General features: G+C 74.2%; 21 protein-coding genes. 13 read left to right on the forward strand and 8 right to left on the reverse strand.

Annotated elements, in window-relative coordinates; translation table 11 throughout:
* Window positions 1–106 precede the first annotated feature (106 nt).
* The 4 genes from F6X68_RS12770 to F6X68_RS12785 all read left to right on the forward strand — a co-directional run bounded on the left by F6X68_RS12770 (window position 107) and on the right by F6X68_RS12785 (window position 5,195).
* Complete coding sequence (locus F6X68_RS12770) at window positions 107–1,744, forward strand: GAF domain-containing sensor histidine kinase (RefSeq protein ID WP_225852174.1); 1,638 nt, start codon at window positions 107–109, stop codon at window positions 1,742–1,744.
* 7 nt (window positions 1,745–1,751) lie between these two features.
* The gene (locus F6X68_RS12775) at window positions 1,752–2,420 is read left to right on the forward strand and encodes a response regulator transcription factor (RefSeq protein ID WP_007072219.1); all 669 of its coding nucleotides are present in this window, start codon (window positions 1,752–1,754) and stop codon (window positions 2,418–2,420) included.
* Window positions 2,421–2,614: 194 nt separating this feature from the next.
* A complete protein-coding gene (locus tag F6X68_RS12780) occupies window positions 2,615–3,424 on the forward strand; it encodes an SAM-dependent methyltransferase (protein WP_151454480.1) in 810 nt (269 codons plus the stop codon).
* A gap of 115 nt (window positions 3,425–3,539) precedes the next feature.
* Window positions 3,540–5,195, forward strand: a complete 1,656-nt coding sequence (locus F6X68_RS12785) for a bifunctional diguanylate cyclase/phosphodiesterase (protein ID WP_151454499.1) — start codon at window positions 3,540–3,542, stop codon at window positions 5,193–5,195.
* Window positions 5,196–5,208: 13 nt separating this feature from the next.
* Here the strand turns inward: F6X68_RS12785 and F6X68_RS12790 are convergent, their stop codons facing one another.
* Entirely contained in the window at window positions 5,209–6,333 is a 1,125-nt protein-coding gene (locus F6X68_RS12790; protein ID WP_132236171.1) for a glycosyltransferase family 4 protein, read from the reverse strand.
* Complete coding sequence (locus F6X68_RS12795; RefSeq protein WP_151454481.1) at window positions 6,330–7,589, reverse strand: M48 family metallopeptidase; 1,260 nt, start codon at window positions 7,587–7,589, stop codon at window positions 6,330–6,332. The genes F6X68_RS12790 and F6X68_RS12795 overlap by 4 nt, the downstream gene beginning before the upstream one ends.
* 234 nt (window positions 7,590–7,823) lie before the next feature.
* On the opposite strand from F6X68_RS12795, the gene F6X68_RS12800 reads away from it, so the two are divergent.
* From F6X68_RS12800 to F6X68_RS12815, 4 genes are all read left to right on the forward strand, one after another.
* Window positions 7,824–8,339: a hypothetical protein gene (locus F6X68_RS12800; RefSeq protein ID WP_151454482.1), complete on the forward strand. Its 516-nt coding sequence runs from the start codon at window positions 7,824–7,826 to the stop codon at window positions 8,337–8,339.
* Between the two features lie 77 nt (window positions 8,340–8,416).
* Window positions 8,417–9,262 (forward strand): DUF4097 family beta strand repeat-containing protein, encoded by an 846-nt coding sequence (locus F6X68_RS12805; protein WP_151454483.1) that lies wholly within the window; start codon window positions 8,417–8,419, stop codon window positions 9,260–9,262.
* A gap of 79 nt (window positions 9,263–9,341) precedes the next feature.
* The gene (locus F6X68_RS12810; RefSeq protein WP_151454484.1) at window positions 9,342–10,298 is read left to right on the forward strand and encodes an ATP-binding cassette domain-containing protein; all 957 of its coding nucleotides are present in this window, start codon (window positions 9,342–9,344) and stop codon (window positions 10,296–10,298) included.
* Window positions 10,295–11,086 (forward strand): ABC transporter permease, encoded by a 792-nt coding sequence (locus F6X68_RS12815; RefSeq protein ID WP_151454485.1) that lies wholly within the window; start codon window positions 10,295–10,297, stop codon window positions 11,084–11,086. Before F6X68_RS12810 ends, F6X68_RS12815 begins: the two co-directional genes overlap by 4 nt.
* A 75-nt stretch (window positions 11,087–11,161) precedes the next feature.
* Here the strand turns inward: F6X68_RS12815 and F6X68_RS12820 are convergent, their stop codons facing one another.
* Entirely contained in the window at window positions 11,162–11,374 is a 213-nt protein-coding gene (locus F6X68_RS12820) for a hypothetical protein (protein ID WP_151454486.1), read from the reverse strand.
* 143 nt (window positions 11,375–11,517) lie between these two features.
* On the reverse strand, window positions 11,518–13,092 hold the full coding sequence (locus tag F6X68_RS12825) for an NYN domain-containing protein (protein WP_151454487.1): 1,575 nt from the start codon (window positions 13,090–13,092) through the stop codon (window positions 11,518–11,520).
* 127 nt (window positions 13,093–13,219) lie between these two features.
* Between F6X68_RS12825 and F6X68_RS12830 the strand changes: the two genes are divergently transcribed.
* The 5 genes from F6X68_RS12830 to F6X68_RS12850 all read left to right on the forward strand — a co-directional run bounded on the left by F6X68_RS12830 (window position 13,220) and on the right by F6X68_RS12850 (window position 18,803).
* The gene (locus F6X68_RS12830; protein ID WP_151454488.1) at window positions 13,220–14,974 is read left to right on the forward strand and encodes a DEDD exonuclease domain-containing protein; all 1,755 of its coding nucleotides are present in this window, start codon (window positions 13,220–13,222) and stop codon (window positions 14,972–14,974) included.
* Window positions 14,975–15,103: 129 nt separating this feature from the next.
* Window positions 15,104–16,891, forward strand: coding sequence for a bifunctional (p)ppGpp synthetase/guanosine-3',5'-bis(diphosphate) 3'-pyrophosphohydrolase (locus F6X68_RS12835; protein ID WP_151454500.1), 1,788 nt, complete (start codon window positions 15,104–15,106; stop codon window positions 16,889–16,891).
* Window positions 16,892–16,944: 53 nt separating this feature from the next.
* On the forward strand, window positions 16,945–17,487 hold the full coding sequence (locus tag F6X68_RS12840) for an NUDIX domain-containing protein (RefSeq protein WP_132236153.1): 543 nt from the start codon (window positions 16,945–16,947) through the stop codon (window positions 17,485–17,487).
* Window positions 17,488–17,630: 143 nt separating this feature from the next.
* Window positions 17,631–18,479: a sugar phosphate nucleotidyltransferase gene (locus tag F6X68_RS12845; RefSeq protein WP_151454501.1), complete on the forward strand. Its 849-nt coding sequence runs from the start codon at window positions 17,631–17,633 to the stop codon at window positions 18,477–18,479.
* A 36-nt stretch (window positions 18,480–18,515) separates the two neighbouring features.
* Window positions 18,516–18,803, forward strand: coding sequence for an Lrp/AsnC family transcriptional regulator (locus F6X68_RS12850; RefSeq protein WP_088999172.1), 288 nt, complete (start codon window positions 18,516–18,518; stop codon window positions 18,801–18,803).
* A 108-nt stretch (window positions 18,804–18,911) separates the two neighbouring features.
* Here F6X68_RS12850 and F6X68_RS12855 read toward each other — a convergent pair whose 3' ends face one another.
* The 4 genes from F6X68_RS12855 to F6X68_RS12870 form a co-directional block, all read right to left on the reverse strand.
* The gene (locus F6X68_RS12855; RefSeq protein ID WP_151454489.1) at window positions 18,912–19,586 is read right to left on the reverse strand and encodes a DUF4142 domain-containing protein; all 675 of its coding nucleotides are present in this window, start codon (window positions 19,584–19,586) and stop codon (window positions 18,912–18,914) included.
* A 176-nt stretch (window positions 19,587–19,762) separates the two neighbouring features.
* Window positions 19,763–21,394 (reverse strand): cytochrome bc complex cytochrome b subunit, encoded by a 1,632-nt coding sequence (locus F6X68_RS12860; protein WP_151454490.1) that lies wholly within the window; start codon window positions 21,392–21,394, stop codon window positions 19,763–19,765.
* On the reverse strand, window positions 21,391–22,479 hold the full coding sequence (locus tag F6X68_RS12865) for a ubiquinol-cytochrome c reductase iron-sulfur subunit (protein ID WP_151454491.1): 1,089 nt from the start codon (window positions 22,477–22,479) through the stop codon (window positions 21,391–21,393). Before F6X68_RS12865 ends, F6X68_RS12860 begins: the two co-directional genes overlap by 4 nt.
* Before the next feature lie 67 nt (window positions 22,480–22,546).
* Window positions 22,547–23,380 (reverse strand): cytochrome c, encoded by an 834-nt coding sequence (locus F6X68_RS12870; RefSeq protein ID WP_132236145.1) that lies wholly within the window; start codon window positions 23,378–23,380, stop codon window positions 22,547–22,549.
* Between the last annotated feature and the right edge of the window lie 47 nt (window positions 23,381–23,427).

A 23,427-nucleotide genomic window follows, 5' to 3' on the forward strand; every position in this document is an offset into this window, starting at 1 on the left:
CCTCACCGAGACCGACGGCCAGCGGCAGATCGGCGAACTCGGCTACCTGGTGATCTGCGCCCAGTGGCTGATCCTGGCCGGGCTCGGCCTCGCCGCCGCCGCGCGCGTGGTCATGCTGGCGCTCGTCGCCGTCCTGACCCTGTACGCCACGCACGACCCCGGCCAGCTCTGGTGGATCGCGCTGCTGGCGGTCGCCGGGCTGCCCGCCCTGCTGGCGCCCGAACACCGGCCCGTCGGCCCGCTCAGCCGGGTGGCCGAGGTGCTGGTGCTGGGGCTGGCCGCGAGCCAGGTCGCCGCCGTGGCCACCGTCGGCGGGGACGTCGGCGGGCTGGGCGCCTCGGCGGTGCTGCCCTACCTGGCGGTCCCGGTGACCGTCACCGCGCTGCGCCGCCGGTTCCGCGAGGGCGTCGCCCTGCTGGCCGTCGCGGCGGCCACCCTGCTGGTGGCGGGTGCCCTCACCGAGACCGACGGCCAGCGGCAGATCGGCGAACTCGGCTACCTGGTGATCTGCGCCCAGTGGCTGATCCTGGCCGGGCTCGGCCTCGCCGCCGCCAGCGGCCTGCACCGGGTCATGCAGGTCCGCAACGAGGGCAAGCCCCAGCCGTACGCCGAGGCGACCCGGCTGCTCACCCAGCTGCGTACCGTGGCCCGGCAGCTGCCCGGGGCCACCCTGGACCCGGGCGGCATCTCCGAGCACCTGCTCGAGGAGCTGCGCACCGTGGCCCGGGCGGACCGGGCGGCCGTGCTGTCGGCCAGCGGCGGCGGCCGGCTGGTGGTGCTCGCCCAGGTGGGCGTGGAACGGGTCGACTGGGAGACGACGCTGGACGCGGACTCGGCCATCGCCGACGCGTGGGCCAGCCAGCAGCCGCACACCGCCGCCCGCTCGCAGGCCCGGTCGCACCGCGGCGGCGACGTGTCCGCCCTGATCGTGCCGCTGGTGGCCGGGGTACGCACCGTCGGGCTGGTGGTGCTGGAGGCGGACGCGGCGCAGGCGTACCCGCCCGGCGTGGTGTCCCGGGTGACCGGGCTGACCCGCCCGGCCGCGCTGCGGCTGGAGGCGGCGCTGCTCTTCGACGAGGTCCGCTCGCTGGCCACCAACGAGGAACGGCAGCGGCTGGCCCGGGAGATCCACGACGGGGTGGCGCAGGAACTGGTCATGGTCGGCTACGGCATCGACAACGCCCTGGCGTACGTCGACGAGGACCCGCAGGAGACCGCCGAGGCGCTGCGCACGCTGCGCGGCGAGGTGACCCGGGTGATCACCGAGCTGCGGCTGAGCCTCTTCGAGCTGCGCAGCGAGGTGGACCGGCACGGCGGCCTGGCCGCCGCGATCGCCGAGTACGCCCGCACGGTCGGCGCCTCCGGTGGGCTGCGGGTGCACCTGTCCCTGGACGAGTCCACCGCGCGGCTGCCCGCCGCCACCGAGGCCGAGTTGCTGCGCATCGCCCAGGAGGCGGTCACCAACGCGCGCAAGCACGCGGGCGCGTCGAATCTCTGGGTCACCTGCGAGGTCGACCCCCCGTACGCGCAAATTGAAGTGTCGGATGACGGTCAGGGGATCGCTGACCAGCGGTCCGACGGGCACTACGGTCTTGCGATCATGGCCGAGAGGGCGGAACGTATCCGGGGCCGGTTGGAGATCAGGCCGCGGCAACCGAGCGGCACGACCGTGGCGGTGGTGCTCGGCTCCTCGCCCCGGCGCGATAACGTGCGCGGTAGCGCAGCGGCAGTAGAAGGGGAGTAACCCGAGGATGACCACAAGTCCGACACCGGCCACCCGTACCAAGGTCCTCCTTGTCGACGATCACGACCTGATCCGCAAGGGCCTGCGGCACGCGTTCGAGCGCGACCGGCAGTTCGAGGTCGTCGGGGAGGCCGCCACGGCGGCGGAAGGGGTGCGCCAGGCGGGTGCGCTGCAGCCGGACGTGGTGATCATGGACCTGCGGCTGCCCGACGGCAGCGGTCTGGAGGCCACCCGGGCGCTGCGCAAGTCGAGCGCCTCGATGGGCATCGTCGTGCTCACCATGTACGCCGGCGACGACCAGCTCTTCGGCGCCCTGGAGGCCGGGGCCAGCGCCTTCGTGCCCAAGACCGCGCCGGCGGACGAGGTGGTCGCCGCAGCCCGGCACGCCGCCTCCTCCCCCAGCGCCTTCACGGCCGCCGACCTGGCCGAGGCGATGAAGCGCCGGCTGGCCCCGTCCGGGCCGCAGCTCTCCCCGCGCGAGGGGCAGGTGCTGCGGCTGCTCGCCGACGGGATGAGCGTGGCGGGCATCGCCAAGCAGCTCTTCGTCAGCGAGTCCACCGCCAAGACCCACATCTCGAAGCTCTACGAGAAGCTGGGCGCGGCGAACCGGGCCCAGGCGCTGATGACCGCGCTGCGGCTCGGTCTGCTCGAGGCGCCGGACGCCCCGAAGTTCTGACCCGCTCCCGCCGGGAGCCCGACGACGTACCACCGACGGGTCCGCGACCGCCGAAGGGCGGCGCGGACCCGTCGTCGTCGCATCGAGCGGCGGCGTCGAAGGGCTCGCGGCGCGCTATGGTCTCCCGGGCGGTCAGCCGGCAGAATACCGGCGCGGGCAACGGTGTCCCGCACACCGACAGGAGGGGTGAACGCATGCAGCGGCCGGACTGGGCACCCGACGAGATCGACATCGAACGCCCCAGCGTGGCCCGCATGTACGACTACTACCTCGGCGGCTCGCACAACTTCGCGGTCGACCGGGCGGCGGCCCAGGCGATGGTGGCGGCGGTGCCGGAGGCCCCGCTGATGGCGCAGGCGAACCGGGCGTTCCTCCGCCGGGCGGTGCAGTTCCTCCTCGACGCCGGCGTCCGGCAGTTCCTGGACATCGGCTCGGGCATCCCGACCGTCGGTAACGTGCACGAGATCGCCCAGCGCGACGCCCCCGACGCCCGGGTGGTCTACGTCGACGTGGACCCGGTGGCGGTGGCCCACAGCCGGGAGATCCTGGAGGGCAACGACCGCGCCGTCGTGGTGCAGGAGGACCTGCGCCGTCCCGAGCGCATCGTCGCCCACCCCGACGTCCGCCGGCTGCTCGACTTCGACCAGCCGATCGCCGTGATGATCGTGGCGGTGCTGCACTTCGTGCCCGACGACGACCGGCCGGCCGAACTGCTGCGGACGCTGCGCGAGGCGCTGGCGCCGGGCAGCTACCTGGTGCTGTCGCAGACCAGCGGCGACGGCCGTGGCGACGACGAGCTGGCCGACGCCGAACGGGTCTACCGGCGGACCGACAATCCGCTGTGGATCCGCAGCCGCGGCGAACTCACCGCCCTCTTCGACGGCTTCGAGCTGGTCGACCCCGGCGTGGTCTGGGTGCCGCAGTGGCGCCCGGATTCCCCCGACAGCGCCGAGGACGCCGAGCGGGCGGCCTTCATCGGCGGCGTCGGGCGACTCGGTGGCTGAGCCGCCCGGGGCGACCACCGTCGCCCCGACCGGCACCACCGTGGGGCACCCGTCCCGCCCGGGGACCTTCGCCCGGGCATGGGCCAAGGCCGTCTCCGGCACCAGTTACCTGCCGATGACCCAGGCCCAGCTGGAGGCGCTGCTGCAACGCCTCACCGAGGAACTCGCGGCGGCGCTGCTGGCCGAGCCGATCGACCTGCGGGTCGGCCACCGGGTGGGCACCGAACTGGTGGCCGCCCACATCGCCTCGGCCGAGGCGCTGGGTCGTACGGTCGAGGTCGTCCAGCTCCGACTGGCCCGCGACCTCGGCCTGGTCGAGGAGGAGGTCGAGGACCGGCTGGCCCGGCTGCTGGCCGCCGTGACAACCGGTTACGCCCGCGCGATGCGGGACCGGACGCTGGACGAGCAGGAGACGATCCGCCGGGCCGCGATGACCGCCCGGGCGGAGGCCGAGCGGGCGTTGCGCAGCAGCGAGGCGCGCTTCCGCCACCAGGCCACCCACGACCCCCTGACCGACCTGCCCAACCGCACGCTGTTGACGGAGCGCCTCAGCGCGGCCATCGACTCGCCCGCCGGGGGCTCGGCGCGCCTCGGCGTCTGCTTCCTCGACCTCGACCGCTTCAAGGTGGTCAACGACTCGCACGGTCACCAGGTCGGCGACGGGCTGCTGGTGGCCGTGGCGGACCGGCTCCGCCTGGCCCTCGACGGGCACCTGGTCGCCCGGCTCGGCGGGGACGAGTTCGTCGTCCTGGTCGAGGGCACCACCGGCACCGACGACGCCGTCGCCGTCGCCGAGGCCGCCCTCGCGGCGGTACGCGAGCCGGTGCTGGTGGACGGGCACGAGCTGAGCGTCTCGGCGAGCATCGGCATCGTCGAGCGGGAGGTCGCCGGCACCTCCCCCGGTGACCTGATGCGGGCGGCCGACAGCACGCTGCACTGGGCGAAGGCTGCCGGTGGCGCCCGCTGGGCGCTCTACGACGCCGACCGGGACCGCCAGGACCTGGCCCGGTACGCGCTCTCCGCGGCCATCCCCGCGGCGCTGGAGCGGGGCGAGTTCTACCTCGACTTCCAGCCGCTGACCTCGCTGCGCGACGGCCGGGTCCTCGGCATGGAGGCCCTGGTGCGCTGGCGGCACCCGGAGCTGGGCGTCCTACGGCCCGACAGCTTCATCGGGCTGGCCGAGGAGACCGGGCTGATCGTCCCGCTCGGCGGCTGGGTGCTGGCCGAGGCGTGCCGGCAGGCCGAGAGCTGGGCCGTCGGCACCGGGCCCGCCCCGTTCGTCAGCGTCAACCTGGCGGTGCGGCAGGTGCGCCGCGCGGGCCTGGTCCAGGAGGTGCGCGCGCTGCTGCGGCACACCGGGCTGTCGCCGGAGCGGCTCCAGTTGGAGATCACCGAGAGCACGATGATGAGCACCGCCGAGGAGCCGGTCCGGGCGCTGCGGGTGCTCGCCGACCTCGGCGTCCGGATCGCCATCGACGACTTCGGCACCGGCTACTGCAACCTGGCGTACCTGCGGAACCTGCCGGTGACCGAGCTGAAGGTGGCCGGGGAGTTCGTGGCCGGGCTGCGGGCGCCGGAGGCCCGGGCCGACGAGCGGATCCTCGCCTCGCTCGTCTCGCTGGCGCACGCGCTGGATCTGACCGTCACCGCCGAGGGCGTGGAGACCGCCGGGCAGGCGGAGCGGCTGCGGGCGATCGACTGCGACGCCGGCCAGGGCTGGCACTTCGGCCGCCCGGACTCCGCCGAGCGCGTCCTGGCCCGCCTGCGCTGAGACCGCGGCGCCGTCAGCCGGCGAGCAGGGCGGCCATCCGCTGCGCCTGCGCCTCCCAGCGCCACTCCCGCTCCACCCACGCGCGACCGGCCGCGCCGAACTGGCGGGCCAGGTCCCGGTCGGCGAGCAGCGTGGCCACCCGGTCGGCGAGCTGGGCGACGTCGCGGCCACGGACCACGAAACCGGTCTCGCCCTCGCGGACCGCGTCCGGCGCGCCACCGGAGTCGCCGGCGACCACCGGCAGGCCGGTCGCGGAGGCCTCCAGGTAGACGATCCCGAGCCCCTCGACGTCCAGACCCCGGTTGCGGGTGCGGCAGGGCATGGCGTAGACGTCGCCGGCGGCGTAGTGGGCCGGCAGCTCGGCCGACGGCACCGAGCCGGTGAAGACCACGTCCCGATCGACGCCCGTCTGGCGGGCCAGCTTCTCCAACGTGGCCCGGTAGGGCCCGCCTCCGACCACGAGCAGCGCGGCGTCGGGCACCCGGCGGCGGATCTCGGGCATCGCCCGGATCAGCATGTCCTGCCCCTTGCGCGGCACCAGCCGGGACACGCAGACCACCACCGGGCGGTCGGCCAGCCCGAGCCGGAGCCGGACCGGTTCGCCGTCGACCGACGGGTGGTAGGCGTCCACGTCCACCCCGGGGGCGAGCCGGTGCAGCTCGGTCACCCCGTGCAGCGCCCGCTCCAGCCGCACCCGGGTGTACTCGCCCAGGTAGGTCGTCACGTCGACGCCGCGCCCGATTCGCCGCAACGCGGCCCGGGCGGCCGGCAGCGCGGCCCAGCCGACCTCGTGCCCGTGGGTCAGCGCCACCGCCCGGCGGATGCCCGTCCGGCGGCGCAGGCCCGCGGCGAGCAGCCCGAGGGGGGCCGCCGCGCCGAACCACACCGTGTCGCAGTCGTACGCGCGCGCCAGGCGGGCGGCCCGGCGGGCCACGAGCGGCGTGGGCAGCAGCACCCGCGTGCGGTCCCGGACCACCTCGAACGGCTGGTCGGCGTCGAACTTCTCCGCGCCCCGCCACGTCGAGGCGTAGACGACCACCGAGCCGGCGGGCTGGCGCACCGCGAGGTTGTGCACGAAGGACTGGATCCCGCCGGGGCGCGGCGGGAAGTCGTTGGTGATCAGCAGCGTACGGCTCATCGGCCGGCCTCCCTGGCGTGGGCGCGGGCGGCGGCCATCCGCTCGACCGTGGACGGGTGCGTGGCGGAGTAGAGGTACTCCCAGCGTGGCGGATCGGGGTCGGCGAGGTTGATGCCGGCGAGCCGCCGCTGCATCGCCTCGAAGGCGGCCGGGTCGCCGGTCAACGCGAGCGCGTGCGCGTCGGCGCGCGCCTCCACCCGCCGCGACATCAGCGCCTGCGCCGGCGCGGAGACCAGCCCGGCCACCGTCACCAGGGCCACCAGCAGGGGGAACGCGCGCGGCTGGGCGACCGAGTCGACGCCGGCCAGCCGCAGCAGCGGGCCGGCGGAGCCGAGCAGGTAGAGCGCGACCACCGCGGCGGCGGCGCCCAGCGCACCGGTCAGCGTGCCGACCGCGACGTCCCGGTCCTTGGCGTGCCCCAGCTCGTGGGCCACCACGGCGGTCACCTCGGCCGGCGTCGCCTCGCGCAGCAGCGTGTCGTAGACCACCACCCGCCGGGTCGGCCCGAGCCCGGAGACGTACGCGTTGACCGCCCGGGTGCGGCGCGAGGCGTCGGCGACCAGCACGTCGCGCACCGGGACCCCGTCCCGGGCCGCCAGCTGCGTCAGCTCGGTGCGCAGCGGGCCCTGTTCCATCGGGGTGAACCTGTTGAAGACCGGTTCCACGAGCACCGGCAGCACGAAGGAGAGCAGCACCACCAGGGTCGCCGCGCCGGCCGCGCCGAACGCCCACCACCAGCGCGGCGACAGCCGAACGACGGTGTAGAAGCCGAGCAGCGCCACCGCTCCGATGACGGCGCTGACGGCGTACGACTTGAGCAGGTCGGCGGTCCAGCCGCTCCAGCCGTTGGTGCTCAGTCCGTAGCGGGTGAGCACGGCCTGCCGCCAGGCGGCGAACGGGAGGGTCACCAGGTCGGCGACGAGCACCACGGCGAGCCCGCCGAGGACGGCCTGGGCGGCCCAGTGGTCGCCGAACGGGCGCCCGGCCAGCTCGACGAGCCGGCTGCCCAGCGGGGTCAGGCCGAGCAGCAGGGCCACCAGCAGGCCAATCGCGATGGCGACCCAGCCGGCGGGGCGCAGCGCGGAGCGGAACTCCCGGCTGCGGGCCACCTGCTCGGCGGGGAGGTCGCCCAGCGCGGCGAGCTGATCGGCCCGGGGGGCCGGCGGCCGGTGCCACGGGATCAGCAGCGCCGCCGCGACGAGGAGGGCGAGGGTCAGCCCGGCGAGGGTCAGCAGCGCCCAGCCGCGCGGGGTCACCGCAGCCGTCCTGGCGCCGCGTCGTCGCGAGCAGTGCGCATCCGTACCCGCGTCATGCCGCCGCTCCCTCCGCCGTGACCGCCCATCCTATTGCCCGCCGCGCCGCCGCCCGCGCGGCCCGGCAGGCCACGTCCCGGCGGCGGATCCACCTCCTGACGTCACCGATTGCCATCATGACGCCATCCGAAGTCATTACGGCTTGCCATGACGTCATCTTGATGCCATAGTGACGTCATGGACCTGACGTCGTATGTCGACAACCTCCGGCAGGAACTGGCCGGCGTCGCCGAACTCGGCGGCGACGAGGCCCGCGCACTCGCCGAGCGACTGGCGGGGCCGCTCGACTCGGCGCTCCGGCTGGCGCTCCTGGACGCGCTGACCGCGGCGGCGGCCGAGATCACCCGCGACCTGGCCCCCGGGTCGGTCGAGCTGCGCCTGCGCGGGCGGGAGCCGAGCTTCGTCGTGACGCCACCACCGGCCGGCCCGGAGCTGCCGGGCGAGGCCGGGGCCCCCGAGCCGGCCGTCCCGCCGGCGGCGGACGCCGAGGAGGGCGCCACCTCGCGGATCAGCTTCCGCCTCTCCGAACACCTCAAGAGCCGCATCGAGGAGGCGGCCGCCCGCGACGGCCTCTCGGTCAACGCCTGGCTGGTCCGGGCGGCCACGGCCGCGGTGGCGTCCAGCGGGGCGGGCCGGCAGCCGCAGCGACGCGCCCCGTTCAGCGGGGAGCGCTACACCGGCTGGGCCCGCTGAGCCGCCCGCCGGTCCGCCGCACGCCTCCGACCAACCGTCCCGCTCCGGGACGTCCACCCGCCAGAAGGGACTGCGCCGTGCCCACATTCGACACCCCGACCCCCATCTCGGCCACCGTCGACCTCGTCGTCGGTGACGTCCAGCTCACCGCCACCGACCGCACCGACACGCACGTCGAGGTCCGCCCGAGCAACGCCGCCACCGAAGCCGACGTACGGGCCGCCGAACAGACCCGGGTGGAGTACGCCGACGGCCGGCTCGTCGTCAGGTCGCCCCGGCAGCGCGGGTTCGGGCTGTTCGGCAAGCCCGGCTCGGTCGACGTGACGATCGGGTTGCCCACCGGCTCGCACCTGCACGGCGACGCCTCCGTGGCGGCGTTCCGCGGCAGCGGCCGGCTCGGCAGCTGCCGGGTCCGGATCGCGACCGGCGACATCCAGCTGGAGCAGACCGCCGACGTCGACCTCGACACCTCCGCCGGCGGCGTCCGCGTCGGGCAGGTGGCCGGTGCGGCCCGGATCAGCACCGGGTCAGGACGGATCCAGGTGCAGCAGGTCGACGGCGACGCCGTGGTCAAGAACTCCAACGGCGACAGCTGGCTCGGCACGGTCACCGGCGAGGTGCGGGTGAAGGCCGCCAACGGCGAGACCACCGTGGACCGGGCGCACGGTCCGGTCACCGCCACGGCCGCCAACGGCGACATCCGCATCGGCGAGGTCTCGGCGGGCACGGTGTCGGTCCGCACCGCGACCGGCGGGCTCGACATCGGCGTCCGCTCCGGCACCGCCGCCCTGCTCGACCTGCACACCCAGCTCGGCCGCGTGGACAACCACCTCGAGGCGTACGAACCGCCCGGCGAGCCCGAGGGCGCCGTGCGGGTGACCGCCCGGACCTCCTTCGGCGACATCGTGATCCGCCGCTGCTGAACCACCGCTCCGCCCGCCCGACCGGCCTCGACGGCCGGCCCGCCCCGACCGGCCCGACGGCCGGCGTGAAGGAGAAGACATGCCACCCAGCTCGGCCCCGGCGGCCATCACGGTCACCGCCCTCCGGAAGTCCTTCGGCGACCACGTGGTGCTCGACGGGATCGACCTCACCGTCGCCGCAGGGACGATCTTCGCCCTGCTCGGCCCCAACGGCGCCGGCAAGACCACCACCGTGCAGATCCTGTCCACCCTGATCCGCGCCGACTCCGGCGAGGCGCGGGTGGCCGGTCACGACGTCACGCGGGAGCCCGACGCGGTACGCGCCGCGATCGGCGTGACCGGCCAGTTCTCCGCCGTCGACGGACTGCTCACCGGCGAGGAGAACCTGCGGCTCATGGCCGACCTGCACCACCTGCCCCGGGCGGAGGGACGGCAGCGCGCGCGGGGCCTGCTCAGGATGTTCGACCTGGTCGAGGCGGCCGGCAAGCCCGCCGGCAGCTACTCCGGCGGGATGCGCCGGCGACTCGACCTGGCCATGGGTCTGGTCGGCCGCCCCCGCGTCGTCTTCCTCGACGAGCCCACCACGGGGCTCGACCCGCGCAGCCGGCAGGCCATGTGGCAGATCGTCCGGGACCTGGTGGCGGACGGCGTCACCATCCTCCTCACCACCCAGTACCTGGAGGAGGCGGACCAGCTCGCCGACCGGATCGCCGTGCTCGACCACGGCCGCCTGGTGGCGGAGGGCAGCCCGGCGGAGCTCAAGCGGCTCGTCCCCGGCGGGCACGTCAGCCTGCGTTTCGCCGACCGGGCCGCGTTCGACACGGCCGTCCGGGTGCTGCCCGGGCAGTCCCGCGACGCCGCCGAGCTCACCCTGCACGTGCCCGGCGACGGCGGGGTCCGGTCGCTGCGGGACCTGCTCGACCTGTTGGACAGCGAGTCGATCGCCGTGGAGTCGCTGTCGGTGCACACGCCCGATCTCGACGACGTCTTCCTGGCCCTCACCGGCCAGCCCGAGAAGGTGGGAACCCCCCGATGAGCACTGTGACGTACGCCGTCCGCGACTCCGGCACGATGCTGCGCCGCAACCTGCGCCGCTGGGTGCGCTACCCGTCGATGACGGTGCTGCTCGTCGGCATGCCCGTCATGCTGCTGCTGTTGTTCGTCTACGTCTTCGGCGGCACCCTCGGCGCCGGGCTGGGCGGCGGTGCGGGCGACCGGGGCGACTACGTCAACTACGTCACCCCGGGGATCCTGCTGATGACCGCCGGCCTGGCGGCCACCGGGACGGCGGTGTCGGTCGCGATGGACATGACCGAGGGCATCATCGCCCGCTTCCGGACCATGGCGATCGCCCGGGCGTCGGTGCTGACCGGCCACGTGCTGGCCAGCCTGGCGCAGAGCATGCTCGGCCTGGCGATGGTCACCGGGGTCGCCCTGCTGATCGGATTCCGGCCCACGACGGGGGCGCTGGCCTGGCTGGCGGCCGCCGGCGTGCTGGTCATGACCGCCTTCGCCTTCATCTGGCTCTCGGTCGCGCTGGGGCTGGTCTCCAAGAGCGTCGAGACGGCGAGCAACCTCCCCATGCCGCTGACCTACCTGCCCTTCATCGGCAGCGGGTTCGTGCCCACCGACTCGATGCCCGACGGGCTGCGGCAGTTCGCCGAGTATCAGCCCTTCACCCCCATCATCGAGACCCTGCGCGGCCTGTTGACCGGCGGGCCGGTGGGGACGAACGCCGCGCTCGCGGCGGCCTGGTGCGCCGCCATCGCGCTGGTCGGCTATCTCTGGTCGAAGAAGCTGTTCAACCGGGACCCGTCCCGCTGACCGTCGTCACCGACGCCCGTTCCCCGAGCCACCGGCCCGGGGGACGGGCGTCGTCGGGGCACCGGCCGTGGCCCGTCACGCGACGCGGCGGCGTCGGGTGCGCCGCCCGGCCGGCCCGGGAGCGGGCAGGACCTCCACCTCGAACCCGGCCCGGGCGAACACCTCGATGGCCCGGGCCTCCGCGCCGTCCAGCCCGGCGGCCGGGGACGAATCGTCGAGCAGGGCGGTCACCAGGCAGTCGCCGCAGCCGGTCCCCCGGATACCGCACCCCGCGCAGTCGATGAGCATCTCGCCTCCTGATGCGCTGCGGTGACCGGCGCGGCGTCACCGTCGCCGCCCGAGCACCGTCCGTCACCACGACGGTAGGCAAGGGGTACGACAGAAAAGGGACAACCGGTCGCGGACGGCCCGAAAGCGATCAAGCACCCCGATCAGGAGCGGGCCAGGCGGCGCAGCAGCGAGTCGGCACCGAGCGGGTACGCCCCGTGCCGGCGTACGCCGTCGGCGACCTCCCGGTCGGAGGAGACCACGACCACCGGCCGTCCCGGCGGCTCGGCGCGCACCAGGCGCCGGATCAGCTCGTCGGCGGTCTCCCCCTTGCGGGAGAAGAGCACCCGAACGCCGCGCGGCGCCGGCGGCAGGCCGTGCATCCGTTCGGCGCCGTCGAAGACCACCGTGACCTCGTCGCCGGTCTGCGCGGCGATCCCGCCCAGGCCGGTGATCAGCCGCTTGCGCTGCTGTTCCAGGGACATCTCGCCGAAGCCGCGCTTGGTCACGTTGTAGCCGTCGACGACGAGGTGCGCCCGGGGCAGGGCGAGCAGCTGGTCGAGGCGGGCCGGGTCGTCGGTGTCCCGGGCGCGCGTCGCGGCGCCGGCGGCCGGGGCGGCGGTCTGGTCGGCGAAGGCGTCGGCGACGAAGTCCGCGGGCAGCTTGTCGACCGGGTCGAGCGCCAGCTCGCGGCGCAGCCCGACGGCGGCCTGCCCGATGGTCTCCAGCAGCAGCCAGAGCCGGGCGTCGTCGACCGAGCGGGCCTCCTTGGCGCTGGCCCGGGCGACCCCCGCCGCCGCCTCCGCCTCGGCCAGCCGGGCCCGCACCCGGCGCAGCTCGGCGTCGGCGTCCGCCGTCGCGCGGGCGGCCCGCCCCCGCTCGGTGGCGAGCAGTTCGGTGGCCTTGCGCTCGCGGGCCTGCGTCTCGCGCAGCGACCGGGTCAGCTGCCGGCTCTCCTCGCGCAGCTGGCCGAGCTCCTCGCGGACCCGGGCCAGCTCGTCGCGGAGCTTCTCCGCCTCGACCCGGGCCACCGCCCGGTCGTGCTCGGCGCGGGTGGCCCGCTGCTCGGCCTCGCGGACCAGCTCGGCGACCACCGCGCTGTCGGCCTCGGCGCGGACCGCCGCGCCGCTGGCCTCGATCAGCTCCCGCCAGCCCCGGGGGCGGGCCAGGTAGGCCAGCGCGGCCACCTCGACCGGGTCGGCGGCGGCCGGCGCGGTGCCCTCCAGCACGGCGGCGCCCAGGTCGCCGGTGTCGGCGAGGACCCGGGCGGTGATCCGTTGGCGGAACAGCGGGTCCGCGGTGAGCTGGGCGGCGATGGCCGGGGCGCCGAGCCGGGCCCGGCGGTTGGGGGCGAACTTGGCGACCCGGCGCAGCGGGACCGGCACCTCGTCGGCGGGCAGCCCGGGCAGCACCGTCGCGGTGAGCGCCACGATGCGCTGCCTGACCGCCTCGGGCAGCACGGGCTCCGGCTCGGGCGCCGCCGCCTCAGGCTCGGACGCCGACGCAGACGTCTCAGGCTCGGAAGCCGACGCCTCAGGCGCAGGCGCCTCAGGCTCGGAAGCCGACGCCGCAGGCTCGGGCGCTGCAAAATCGGACGCCTCGGACTCGGGCGCCGAAGCCGCGGCGGCCGCCGCGCCGGGCGGGGTGGTCCCGGCGAGGGTGCCCTCACCGGGGTCGCGCGCAGCGTCGACCGGATCCTCCTGCCGGAGGTGGTCGTCGTGCGGCTCGGTGAGGGGCATGTGGCAAGTCTCCCACCGCGACCGGGCCCACCGCCCGGTGAGTGAGCCGATCTCTCATCCTAGACCGGTGGTGACGTCTGATGCCGTTGGGACGGGAGTGTCGGACCGGACCGTTAGCGTGCCGCCGATGGCACAGACCGAGTACGTCCAGGAGCCGCTGGCCGGTTTCGACCCCGGCGCGGGCGGGGTCGACCCGGCGCTGCCGCTGTACGCGACGACGTTCGTGGTGGTCGACCTGGAGACCACCGGCGGCGCGCCGGACGGCGGCGGGATCACCGAGATCGGCGCGGTCAAGGTGCGCGGCGGCGAGGAGCTGGGCGTGCTGGCCACCCTGGTCAACCCCGGCGTGCCCATCCCCCCGTTCATCACCGTGCTCACCGGCATCACCCAGGCCATGCTGGTGCCGGCCCCGCCGATCGAGCAGGTGCTGCCGAGCTTCCTGGAGTTCATCACCGACGCCGTGCTGGTCGCCCACAACGCCCCCTACGACGTGGGCTTCCTCAAGGCCGCGTGCGCGAAGCACGGCTACCGCTGGCCCAACCCGCGGGTCCTCGACACCGCCGCGCTGGCCCGCCGGGTGCTCACCCGCGACGAGGTGCCCAACCGCAAGCTCGGCACCCTCGCGGCCTACTTCCGCACCGCCACCCAGCCGACCCACCGGGCCCTCGACGACGCCAAGGCCACCGTCGACGTGCTGCACGGGCTGATCGCCCGGCTGGGCGGGCACCGGGTCGACACCGTCGGCGACGCCATCGAGTTCGCCCGGGCGGTCACCCCCACCCAGCGGCGCAAGCGGCACCTGGCCGAGGGCCTGCCCAAGGCGCCGGGGGTCTACATCTTCCGGGCCGCCGACGACCGGCCGCTCTACGTCGGCACCTCCGGCGACATCGCCACCCGGGTGCGCAGCTACTTCACGGCGGCGGAGAAGCGGGCCCGCATCTCCGAGATGCTCGCCGCCGCGGAGCGGGTGGAGGCGGTGGAGTGCGCCCACTCGCTGGAGGCGGAGGTCCGCGAGCTGCGGCTCATCGGGGCGCACGCCCCGCCGTACAACCGGCGGTCGAAGTTCCCGGAGCGGGTGCTCTGGCTGAAGCTGACCGACGGGCCGTACCCCCGGCTGTCGGTGGTCCGGGCCATCTCCCCCGGCGACGCCGCCTACCTCGGGCCGTTCAGTTCCCGTCGGGCGGCGGAGCTGGCCGCCGCCGGTTTCCACGACGCCGTGCCGCTGCGCCAGTGCACCCACCGGCTCTCGCTGCGCACGGTCACGCCGGCCTGCGCGCTGGCCGAGCTGGGTCGCTGCCCGGCGCCCTGCGAGCACCGGATCTCCCCAGAGGAGTACGACGCCCGCGCGGTCGCGCCGTTCCGCACCGCCACCGCCAGCGACCCGCAGCGGGTGGTCGACGCCCTGCTCGCCCGGATCGACACGCTCTCGGACGCCCAGCGCTACGAGGAGGCGGCGGTGGCCCGGTCCCGGCTGGCGGCGGTGCTGCGGGCGACCGTGCGGATGCAACGGCTGACGGCGCTGACCGGGATCGCCGAGCTGGCCGCCGCGCGTCCGGCGGCCCGCGGCGGCTGGGAGCTGGCGCTGGTGCGGCACGGCCGGCTGGCCGGGGCGGGGGTCTCACCCCCCGGCGTCCACCCCCGACCGACGATCGCCGCGATCCGGGCGACCGCCGAGACCGTCCCGCCCGGCCACGGCCCGGTCCCGCGCGCCTCGGCCGAGGAGACCGAACGCATCCTGTCCTGGTTGGAGCGACCGGAGACCAGGCTGGTGGAGATGTCGTCCGGGTGGGCGTCCCCGGTGGCCGGTGCGGCCCGCTTCCGCGACCTGCTGCGCAAGGCCGAGAACGCCGCTTCCCACCAAAGCTCGACCGAACGCCCATGACCAAGTGACCGATCGGACTACCTCCACTCCCTTAGGCTGTTAGAGAAGTGCAGTCCTGCCCGTTTCGTGGGCCTGCTCCCGGTTGCCGGGTGTCGGCGGCCGCGGAGCCGGGGTGAGGAGGTGTCCCACGTGGACGTCGACGCCGGACGCGGCGCCGCCCTGGGGGGCGCGCTTCCGACCCAACCGGGCGAGCTGCCGCTGGCCCGCCGGCTGCGCTCGCTGCTGAGCTGGCCCACCGCCGACACCGACCCGGTCAGCCAACTCGTCCGGACCCACCGGACGATCCATCCCGGCACCGAGCCCTCCGTGCTGCGCCGGGCCTACACCATCGCGGAGAACATGCACCGCGGGCAGTTCCGCAAGAGCGGCGAGCCCTACATCACGCACCCGCTGGCGGTCGCCCAGATCTGCGCCGAGATCGGCATGGACGCCATCACCCTGGTCGCCGCGCTGCTGCACGACACCGTGGAGGACACCCGCTACACCCTCCAGGCGCTCGCCGAGGACTTCGGGCCGGAGGTGGCGCATCTGGTCGACGGGGTGACCAAGTTCGACAAGGCCTTCTACGGCAAGGCCGCCGAGGCCGAGACGATCCGCAAGATGATCATCGCGGCCGGCAAGGACGTCCGGGTCCTGATCATCAAGTTGGCCGACCGGCTGCACAACATGCGCACCCTGGGCGTCCGGTCCGCGGCGTCCCGGGAGCGGATCGCCCGCAAGACGCAGGAGGTGCTGGTCCCGCTCTGCGACCGGCTCGGCATCCAGACGCTCAAGCGCGAACTCGACGACGTGGTGCTGCTGCACCTGGAGCCCGACGAGCACGCCCGGATCGCCCGGCACGTGCACGACCGGCCCGGCTGGGACGCGTACCTCGACGAGGTGGTCACCCACGCGAAGTCGGCCCTGCGCCGCAGCCGGGTGGACGCGGCGGTGACCCCCCGCTCCCGGCACCTCTACTCGATCTGGAAGGACACCGTGGCCGGTGGCCACAGCGCCCCCTTCGACCTGCCCCGCATCGTGATCGTGGTGGACGGCCCGGCGACCGACTGCTATGCGGCGCTCGGCGCGGTCCACGGCGTGTGGCGGCCGGTCCCCGGCCGGTTCAAGGACTTCATCGCCTCCCCCAAGAACAACCTCTACCGCTCGCTGCACACCACCGTCTGCGGGCCCAGGAACCGCACCGTGGAGGTGCTGATCCGCACCGTGGAGATGCACCGCTCGGCGGAGTACGGGGTCGCCGCCGACTTCCGTTTCCCGCGTTCCGGCGGCGGCACGGCCCGGGCGGAGCAGCTCGACTGGCTGCGTCGGGTGCTCGACTGGGAGCAGGACGCGGCCGACCCGGCCCAGTTCCTCGAGTCGCTGCGTTGCGACCTCGCCGAGGCGCAGATCCAGGTCTTCGCCGACGGGCGACAGGTCGTGCTGCCCGCCGGGGCGACCCCGGTGGACCTCGCGTACGAGTTGGGCACCGCGCGGGGCGACCACTGCCTCGCGGCGCGGATCAACGGCCGGCTGGCCCCGCTCTCCTCCGAACTGGACGAGGGCGACGTGGTGGAGATCTTCACCGAGACCGACGCGGCGAACGGCTTCGACGCCGACGCCGCCCCGCGTGGCCCCCGCCGGGAGTGGCTCGGCTTCGTCAAGTCGCCGCAGGCGCAGATGCAGATCAGCCGGTGGTTCGCCGAGCACACCGAGCCCGGCATCTCCATCACCGACAAGGTCCGCCTCGGCCGGGCCACCATCGGGCTGGCCCTGCGCAAGCACGACCGGGGCCTCGCCAGCGACCTGCCGCTGCTGCGGCTGTCGGAGGAGTTGGGCTACCCCGACCTGGAGACGCTGCTGGTCGCGGTCTTCGACCGGGTGATCGAACCGGACACGGTCGTACGCCAGCTCATCGACCTGGTGGACCACCGGCAGTGACCGCCCCGGGCCCGGGTGGTCCGAACGCTCCTCGCGGCCACTAGCCTGGACGCATGATCCCCCGCTCGCGCGCCACCGGTCGAGCCGTCGCCTACCAGGTCTTCTACCGGCTGCCACTGCCGGTACGCCGCCGCCTGGTCCGGCTGGCCGTGCCGAAGTACATCGTCGGCGCGGTCACCCTGGTCCGGGACAGCGAGGCGGAGGGCGCGGGCCGGCTGCTGCTGCTGCGTCAGCCGCCCGGTAGGGGCTGGGGGCTGCCGGCCGGCCTGTTGCAGAAGGGCGAGGCGCCGGTGGTGGGCGCCGCCCGGGAGCTGCACGAGGAGTCCGGCATCCGGCTGTCGCCCCGGCAGTTGAGCCCCGCCGTGCCGAACGCCGTGGTGCACGCCAAGGGCTGGGTGGACGTCGTGTTCACCGCCGAGGTACCGGCGTCGAGCACCGAGTTGAAGGTCGACGGGGCCGAGGTCTACGAGGCCGCCTGGCACCCGCTGGACGACCTGCCCAAGCTGACCTGGCCGACGGCCCGGCTGCTCGCGTACTACGACATCGGGCCGCTGGCCGGGCAGTTCCCGCCACCGGTGCCCGACAAGAAGCCGTGACCGCAGCCCCCGGCGAGCGCGGCCCGGCAGCCGCCACCGAGGCCGGTCGTAGCCCGGCAGCCGCCACCGGAACCGGCCGCGTCCCGGACCCCACCGCCAGGACCGGCCACGGCCCGGCAGTCGCCCGGGCTGAGGTCTGCGCGGTGGTGCTCGCCGCCGGCGAGGGCACCCGGCTGCGGCCGCTGACCGAGCGGCTGCCCAAGGCGCTCTGCCCGGTCGGCAACGTGCCGCTGCTCGACCGGGCGCTGCACCGGCTGGCCGGGCTCGGCCTGGTCGGGCCCGACCGGGTCGCCGTCAACGCCTGCTACCTCGGCGACCAGGTCGTCGACCACGTCGGGGACCGCGCCCACCTCTCGGTCGAGCCGGGCGACCCGCTCGGCACCGCCGGCGGCGTGGCGAACCTGCGGGACTGGATCGCCGGGCGCGGGGTGCTGGTCGGCAACGCCGACGCCTACCTCGCCGACCCGGCCCGTCCCCCGGGCCCCGACATCGCCGCGCTGCTGCACGACTGGGACGGCGACTCCGTACGCCTGCTCGGCCAGCCCGCCCCTGACCCGGCGGCACCGGGCACCTTCGACGGCCACGTCTTCACCGGTTTCTCGCTGCTGCCGTGGCGGCTGGTGCGGGGCCTGCCGGTCGGGTTCGGCGACCTCGTCCGGGCGCTCTGGCGGCCGGCGGAGGCGGCCGGCGCGCTGACCGTCGTGCCGTACCCCGGCACCTTCTACGACACCGGCACCCCGGCCGACTACCTGGCGGCCAACCTGCACGCGGCCGGCGGCGGCAACCTGGTGGACCCGACGGCCACGGTGACGGGCCGCTGCCGCTCGGCGGTGGTCGGCGCGGGCGCCGTCGTGCACGGCGACGTGGAGCGGGCAGTCGTCTGGCCCGGCGCCACCGTCGGCCCCGGCGAGCACCTGCGCGACGCGGTACGCGCCGGCACCGCCCTCACCGTCCCCGGCACACCGCCGTCCCCGGGCCGGGGAAGCCTCTAGCATGGGCGACGACGCCGACGAACGGAGAAATGTCCCGTGATCACCGCGATCGTGCTGATCGACTGCGCCACCGACTCGATCCCCGAGGTGGCCGAGAACCTGGCCAACCTGCCCGGCGTCAGCGAGGTCTACTCGGTGGCGGGCCACGTCGACCTGATCGCGATGGTCCGGGTCCGGGAGTTCGAGCAGATCGCGCAGGTGATCGCCGGCAGCATCTCCAAGGTGCCCGGGGTGCTCAACACCGAGTCGCACATCGCCTTCCGGGCGTACTCCCAGCACGATCTGGAGGAGGCCTTCGCGATCGGCCTCGCGAACGCCGACTGACGCGGACGCCGGGCGCCGCCGGCGGAGCGAGGCAGGTGGCGGCCGGGGCGGTACGCCGAACGGCCGGCCCACCCCTGGGGATGGACCGGCCGTCGTGGCGCGCGGACGTCAGCTCTGCGTGGGAGCCGGCGCCTCCTCGGTGCCACCCGGAGCCGGCGACTCGGTGGTGCCGCCCGGAGCCGGGGTCTCGGTGGTGCCGCCCGGAGCCGGCGTCGTGCCGCCCGGGCTCGGGGTACCGCTGGCGCTGGTCTGCGGCACCGGGATGCCCAGCTGCTCCGCCAGCTGCACCAGCGCGTCGTAGTGCGCCTGCAGCGTCGGCAGGGCGGTCTGGGCCAGCTGGACCACCGACTGCTCGGAGCCCTGCGAGATCTCCGTCTGGGTGGCCTGGATGGCCTGGACGTGGCCGGCCAGCTCGCTGGTCACCCAGAGCCGGTCGAACTCCTCGCCGCTGGCGTTGTTCAGCTGGTCGATGACGGACTGCTGATCCGCGGTGGGCTCACTCGGCAACTCCACGCCCAGCTGCGACGCGGTCTGCTGCACCGTCTGGTCGAGCTGGGTGTGGTCCGTCTTGAGCCGGGCGCCCAGGTCCTTGACCCCCTGGCTCTGGCCCTTCTGCTGGGCCAGGTCACCCGCGGTGATCTCGAACAGATTCACCTGGTGCACGGCCTGCAGGTACTGGGTGTCCTGCTGTGACGGCTGCACCGCGGCCTGTGCCGCCGCGGCCGGCGCGATCCCCACCAGCACCAGCGCGGCCAGCAGGCCGAGGCGTTTGATACCCAACATGCTTCCCCCCCTTGAGACGTTGGATCGCACGGATACCCGGCTGACCGGGGTTATTCCTGCGATCCCCCGTCGGGGAGGCGACCGACCGACACGCCCGTGTCGGACCGTCGGGGGCGGAAACGGACGTGGCGCCCGCCGGAGGACTCCGGTGGGCGCCACGTCGAGGTGTCGCGGGGTCAGCGGCGGCTCTCGCCGCTGCCGATCTCCTCCCGTTCCGGTCGGGGCTCGACCGGCGGGTGCCCCGGCGAGACCGGCGCCTCGGCCGGCTTCTCGATCGGGTAGAAGAAGCCCCGGATGGCCGGGCCGAGGGCACCGAGCCGGTTCATCTTCTTCGGCACGACCCAGCCGGCGTACGGCAGCGCGCCGTGGCCGTCGCCGTGCCCGTCGGCCGCCACGAGCGGCTGGTGCACCTCTTCGAACCGGCCGTCCGGCAGGCGCCGGATGATGCCGGTCTCGACACCGTGGGCGAGCACCTCCCGGTCGTGCTGCTGGAGACCCAGGCAGATCCGGTAGGTGACGTAGTACGCCAGCGGCGGCAGCACCAGCAGGCCGATGCGGCCGGCCCAGGTCATCGCGTTCAGGCTGATCTGGAACTTGTCGGCGATGACGTCGTTGGCGCCGGAGAGGGTCAGCACGACGAAGAACGCCAGCGCCATGGCGCCCAGGCCGGTCCGGGCCGGCACGTCCCGGGGACGCTGGAGCAGGTTGTGGCTCCTGGTGTCCTTGAGGCGCCGGGCCTCCAGGAACGGGTAGAGCGTCGACAGGCCGACCAGGATGCCCGGCAGCACGACCGTCGGCCAGAACAGCGGCGGGATCACGTACCCGTCGCCGATCGGGATGTTGATCTCCCAGTTGGGCATCAGGCGGGTCGAGCCGTCGAGGAACATGACGTACCAGTCGGGCTGGCTGGCGGCCGAGACCACCCACGCCTCGTACGGGCCGAACAGCCAGATCGGGTTGATCTGGAACAGGCCGCCCATCAGCGCGATCACGCCGAAGACGACCATGAAGAAGCCGCCCTGCTTGATCGCGTAGCGGGGGAACATCCGCTCGCCGACCACGTTGCCGTTGGTCCGGCCGGGGCCGGGCCACTGGGTGTGCTTCTGCTTGAATACCAGGCCCAGGTGGGCGCCGATCAGCGCGAGCAGCAGGCCCGGGACGAGCAGCACGTGGGCGATGTAGAACCGGCTGATGATGATCGTGCCCGGGAACTCCCCGCCGAAGACCGACGAGGTGACCCAGGAGCCGATCACCGGGATGGAGAGCATGATCGCCGAGGCGATCCGCAGGCCGGTGCCGGAGAGGCCGTCGTCCGGCAGCGAGTAGCCGGTGAAGCCGGCGAGGAAGCCGACCCAGAACAGCAGCGAGCCGATGATCCAGTTGGTCTCACGCGGCTTGCGGAACGCGCCGGTGAAGAAGACCCGGAGCATGTGCACCACGATGGCGGCCATGAACAGCAGCGCCGACCAGTGGTGCATCTGCCGCATGATCAGGCCACCGCGGACGTCGAACGAGATGTCCAGGCTGGAGGCGTACGCGGCCGACATCGGCGTGCCCCGCAGCGGGGCGTAGCTGCCGTTGTAGACGACCTCGGTCATCGCCGGCTCGTAGAAGAAGGTCAGGAAGACGCCGGTCAGCAGCAGGACGACGAACGAGAACAGCGCGATCTCGCCGAGCAGGAACGACCAGTGGTCCGGGAAGACCTTGTTCAGCAGCCGGCGCAGCGGGGTGGCCACCTGGAAGCGGTCGTCCACCCCCCGGGCGACGTTCCCCGGGACTGCTGCCTTGTCAAACTTGCGCCGCTTCACGGCCGCTCCCAGAAGTCGGGCCCGACGGTCTCGGTGTAGTCGGACTTGGCCACGAAGTAGCCCTCGGAGTCCACCTCGATCGGCAGCTGCGGCAGCCGTCGGCTGGCCGGGCCGAAGATGGGCCGGGCGTTGTCGGTGATCAGGAACTGCGACTGGTGGCACGGGCAGAGCAGGCGGTTGGTCTGCTGCTCGTACAGGCTCGCCGGGCAACCGGCGTGCGTGCAGATCTTGGAGAACGCGGCGTAGTTGCCCCACATGTAGTCGCCGTGCTGCTCACGCTCGTTGGCCTGGCGCGACTTCTGCGCGTCGGAGTCCCGCAGGTGGATCAGCAGGGTCGGCGAGTCCGCGTGCAGGTTGCTCACGCCGTGGTCGATGCCGGGGAAGACGGTGATCTGGCCGCCCGCGCTGACGTCCGCCGGGCGGACCGGCCGGCCGTCCTCGCGGACCAGGCGGATCTTCTCGCCGCTCTCGGTCGGGGCGAAGCCCGTCCTGAACATCTGGTTGTTCTTGTGCGGCTGGGAGATCAGGCCGCCGACCAGGGGCGCCGCGGCGACCGCGCCGACCGGCGCGAGACCGGCCAGCAGCGAGATGCCGAGCAGCGGCCGGCGCTTCACGCCCAGCTCGTCGGCCATGTAGAGCATGGTCTGGCCGGTGATGATCCGGTCGTCCGAGGCGACGGCACCCTCGTGCCGGTCCTGGATCGAGACCTCCTTCGGCAGCAGCTTCTTGCCCCAGGTCAGGATGCCGAAGCCGATGCCGAGCAGGGCCACGCCGAGGGTGACGCCGAGCAGGGGCGTGTACCACTTGTCGCCGCCGCTGCCCGGGGAGTACTCCCACGGCCACCAGATGTAGATCACCAGGAACGCGGTCGCCGCCAGGCCGGTCAGCAGGAAGAACGACGCGACCGTACGGGTCAGCCGGCGCTCGGCCTTGCTGCCCGGCGCCACCTGCGGCTCGTAGTGGACGATCTCGATGTCGTCCCGGCGCGCGCCCTCGCGGACGATGTCGAACTGGCTGAGCCCCGGGGTGTTCACGTCGAGCGGCTCCCGGCCCTGCTGGGCCTGGTGCTCGGTGTGCGTGGTCATGCCGTCACCTCGCTACGGGCGGTGCCGCGCTGCGGCACCACGGCACTGAATCGGATGAGCCGCCCGGTCACGACTTGCCCGCAATCCACAGGCTCGCGAAGACGAGCGCGACGATGCCCACCAGGAAGATCGCCAGGCCCTCGGTGGACGGCCCGTACCGACCGAGGTTGAAGCCGCCCGGGTCCTGGTCGTGCTTCAGGGTCTCCTGGATGTAGGCGATGAGGTCCGCCTTCTGGTCCGGGGAGATCTGGTTGTCGCCGAAGACCGGCATGTTCTGCGGGCCGCTCAGCATGGCGGCGTAGATCTGCCGGTCGGTGGCCGGGCGCAGGCTCGGCGCGTACTTGCCGGAGGACAGGGCGCCGCCGCCGCCGCCGAAGGCGTGGCACTGCGCGCAGTTGATCCGGAACAGCTCGCCGCCGGCGGCCACGTTCCCGTCGGCGTGCAGGTTGTCACCGTCGGGCACCACCGGGCCGCCGCCGAGTTCCTGGACGTACTGCGCGAGCTGGCGGGTCTCCTCGTCGGTGAAGAGCTCAGGCTTGCGCTGGGCCTGGGCCTCCTGCCGGGCCATCGGCATGCGGCCGGAGCCGACCTGGAACTCGACCGAGGCCGCGCCGACGCCGATCAGGCTCGGCCCGCGCCCCTCGACGCCCTGCGCGTTGCGACCGTGACAGGTCACACAGCTCACGTCGAACAGCGCCTTGCCCTCCGCGGCGGCACCGGTGAGCGGGGTGTCCTGCGCCTGCACGCCGGGGGCGAAGACGGTGTAGGCGCCGCCGGCCAGCATCAGCGCGGCGAACAGCCGGACCGCGGCACCCAGCCGGCGGCGGCCCCTGCTGCGCGCCGCGGGCCGCTCGCGCAGCCGCGCGAGCAGACCGCGTCGGCGGTCGTTGTCAGAAGTCATGACCTGTGTCCTTAACCGGTTGGACCTTGTCTCAGGGGACGGAGCAG

This window comes from Micromonospora sp. AMSO12t, from assembly GCF_008806585.1.
In the GTDB taxonomy this organism is placed as follows: Bacteria; Actinomycetota; Actinomycetes; order Mycobacteriales; family Micromonosporaceae; genus Micromonospora; species Micromonospora reichwaldensis.

Excerpts from the sequence above, each read along its gene's own strand:
- F6X68_RS12840 (WP_132236153.1), top strand. The coding sequence starts at position 16,945 with ATGATCCCCCGCTCGCGCGCCACCGGTCGAGCCGTCGCCTACCAGGTC.
- F6X68_RS12780 (WP_151454480.1), top strand. The coding sequence starts at position 2,615 with ATGCAGCGGCCGGACTGGGCACCCGACGAGATCGACATCGAACGCCCC.
- F6X68_RS12775 (WP_007072219.1), top strand. The coding sequence starts at position 1,752 with ATGACCACAAGTCCGACACCGGCCACCCGTACCAAGGTCCTCCTTGTC.
- F6X68_RS12790 (WP_132236171.1), bottom strand. The coding sequence starts at position 6,333 with ATGAGCCGTACGCTGCTGATCACCAACGACTTCCCGCCGCGCCCCGGC.
- F6X68_RS12825 (WP_151454487.1), bottom strand. The coding sequence starts at position 13,092 with ATGCCCCTCACCGAGCCGCACGACGACCACCTCCGGCAGGAGGATCCG.
- F6X68_RS12870 (WP_132236145.1), bottom strand. The coding sequence starts at position 23,380 with ATGACTTCTGACAACGACCGCCGACGCGGTCTGCTCGCGCGGCTGCGC.
- F6X68_RS12815 (WP_151454485.1), top strand. The coding sequence starts at position 10,295 with ATGAGCACTGTGACGTACGCCGTCCGCGACTCCGGCACGATGCTGCGC.
- F6X68_RS12785 (WP_151454499.1), top strand. The coding sequence starts at position 3,540 with ATGACCCAGGCCCAGCTGGAGGCGCTGCTGCAACGCCTCACCGAGGAA.
- F6X68_RS12830 (WP_151454488.1), top strand. The coding sequence starts at position 13,220 with ATGGCACAGACCGAGTACGTCCAGGAGCCGCTGGCCGGTTTCGACCCC.
- F6X68_RS12855 (WP_151454489.1), bottom strand. The coding sequence starts at position 19,586 with ATGTTGGGTATCAAACGCCTCGGCCTGCTGGCCGCGCTGGTGCTGGTG.
- F6X68_RS12865 (WP_151454491.1), bottom strand. The coding sequence starts at position 22,479 with ATGACCACGCACACCGAGCACCAGGCCCAGCAGGGCCGGGAGCCGCTC.
- F6X68_RS12800 (WP_151454482.1), top strand. The coding sequence starts at position 7,824 with ATGGACCTGACGTCGTATGTCGACAACCTCCGGCAGGAACTGGCCGGC.
- F6X68_RS12820 (WP_151454486.1), bottom strand. The coding sequence starts at position 11,374 with ATGCTCATCGACTGCGCGGGGTGCGGTATCCGGGGGACCGGCTGCGGC.
- F6X68_RS12810 (WP_151454484.1), top strand. The coding sequence starts at position 9,342 with ATGCCACCCAGCTCGGCCCCGGCGGCCATCACGGTCACCGCCCTCCGG.